Raw genomic sequence first — 1820 nt, forward strand, 5'->3', positions numbered from 1 at the left:
TAGCCGCGGAACTTCACGCCGTTGTCGGCGGTCGTCAGGGTCAGGGATTCGCGTGCGTAGGCCTGGTGTTCGGTGGGTTCGGGGCCGTCGGTGTCAAGCAGGTCGCGGGCGCGTTGGCCGGCCTTGCGGAGTTCGGCGGGGTTGAGGTGGCGGGCCAGGGTGACGAGTTCTTTTTCGGCGACGTTGAGGTTGTCGGCGGGGACCGTGGTCGGGACCTTTTCGAGAGCGAAGACGATGGCTTCGGCCTGGGCGGGGCGCAGGAACACCTCAGCCTCGGGCCATGCCTCTGCCTGTGCCCCTGGCGTGGTGTCGGGTAGAGCGTTGGTGACGGTGGGGTATTTGGGGAGGGTGCGGGCGAGGCGGAGGTCGCGGCGGGCTTGGGGTGGGTCGAGGCGGTAGCGGAAGGTGAGGAGTTGGGCGGTGTCGTGGGCGCCGATCTCCTCGGCGTAACCGTCGTGGTCGAGGGCGGCGATGAGGTGGAGGCGGTAGGTTTCCAGGCGGCCGAGTTCGGCGTCGAGGGTGTCGAGAGTGGTCAGCTTTTCGCTGCTACTCATCGACCACACCGGCCGCTCGCCCAGGAGTTCCATACCGGCAACTCTAGAGACACCCGCCGACAGTTTCGAAAGTCAGGAACCCTTGTTTTCAAGGGATTCAGTTGTCCACAGGACTGCACCCAGTCATCCACAACCGCTCGCACCTGTGGATAACCGATGCGTTTGGCAACTAATCCAAGTACGCGCGGAGGCGGCGTACGTAGGGTCGGCGTTCGTCCGCTGTGGCCGGGTCTGGGAGGTGCCTGGTGTTGTAGAGGTTGTCGTCGGGGTATCTCGGGAAGACGTGGACGTGGTAGTGCCAAGCGTCTTGGTAGCCGGCTGGTTCGTTGTGTTGTCTGGTGGAGACGCCATCGCAGTCGTAGGTGCGGCGGATCGCGATGGCGATCTCTCGGACAGCGTCGTGGACGGCGTGACCGTCGGCTGCCGGGAGGTCGTAGAGGTTCTCGTGGTGGGCGGTTGGTACGACCAGGACGTGGCCGCGGTTGTTCGGCCACCAGCGGGAGGCGACGAAGGCCAGTGCGCGGTCGGTCCGGAGGACGATGTCGGCCTGGCTGGTCAGGTGGTCTTCGCCTCCGGCGGCCAGTCGGCAGAACGGGCATTCGTAGCCAGGTGGTTCGTGATTGAACACCGCAAACCAGCGCCTTCAGGAGTTGCGGAGGGTCTGGAGGCCCTGCCAGAAGAGGTCTTTGAGGGTTCGGGCGACCTTCTCCGGCGAGGGTGGTTCAGCGGCGCGGCTGCGCCAGATGGCCAGCCGTTCGGTGGCGCCGGAGATGCTTTGGGCAACGATCTCGATCTCGTCGTCGTCGGCGGTGCGGCCGGGTGGGAGGTTCATCCGGACCATGGTGGAGATGAGTTCGATGAAGGCGGCGCGGACCTCGTCGGTGGCCGTGGCGGCGGGGCCGGCGGCTGGTCCGGTGCTGAGCATGCCTTCGTCGATCAGGACCGACCACGCCTGCGGGTGGTCGTCGAGGAACTGGAACCAGGCGACGAAACCGGCGTACAGAACGTCCTCCGCGTCGGTCGCGGCCATCACCGCGTCGGCCACGGTCTCCAGGAGTTGAGTGCGCAGGCGGGCGAGGCAGGCGAGGAACAGGCCGTCCTTGGAGCCGTAGTACTGGTAGATCAGCGGCTTCGACACCCCGACGTCGGCGGCGACATCGTCCATCGACGTGCCCTGGTAACCGCGCTCGCCGAAGATCCGCTCAGCCGCTTCCAGGATCTCCCGCTCGCGGGCGGCCCGGTTCCGCCGGCGCTTCGGCGGCACCG

The 1820-nt window shown here is 66.7% G+C and carries 3 protein-coding genes; all 3 read right to left on the reverse strand.

Features of this window, described 5'->3' with window-relative positions:
- A partial coding sequence (locus AB0E63_RS45075) for a DUF222 domain-containing protein (protein WP_360380667.1) occupies positions 1-587 on the reverse strand: 587 nt, incomplete at its 3' end.
- Between the two features lie 136 nt (positions 588-723).
- Positions 724-1182 carry an HIT family protein gene (locus AB0E63_RS45080; RefSeq protein ID WP_360380670.1) on the reverse strand — a complete coding sequence of 153 codons (459 nt, stop codon included), beginning with the start codon at positions 1180-1182 and terminating at the stop codon, positions 724-726.
- Positions 1183-1197: 15 nt separating this feature from the next.
- A complete protein-coding gene (locus tag AB0E63_RS45085; RefSeq protein WP_360380673.1) occupies positions 1198-1818 on the reverse strand; it encodes a TetR/AcrR family transcriptional regulator in 621 nt (206 codons plus the stop codon).
- Positions 1819-1820 lie beyond the last annotated feature (2 nt).

The organism is Kribbella sp. NPDC026596, assembly GCF_040638415.1.
Classification (GTDB): domain Bacteria; phylum Actinomycetota; class Actinomycetes; order Propionibacteriales; family Kribbellaceae; genus Kribbella.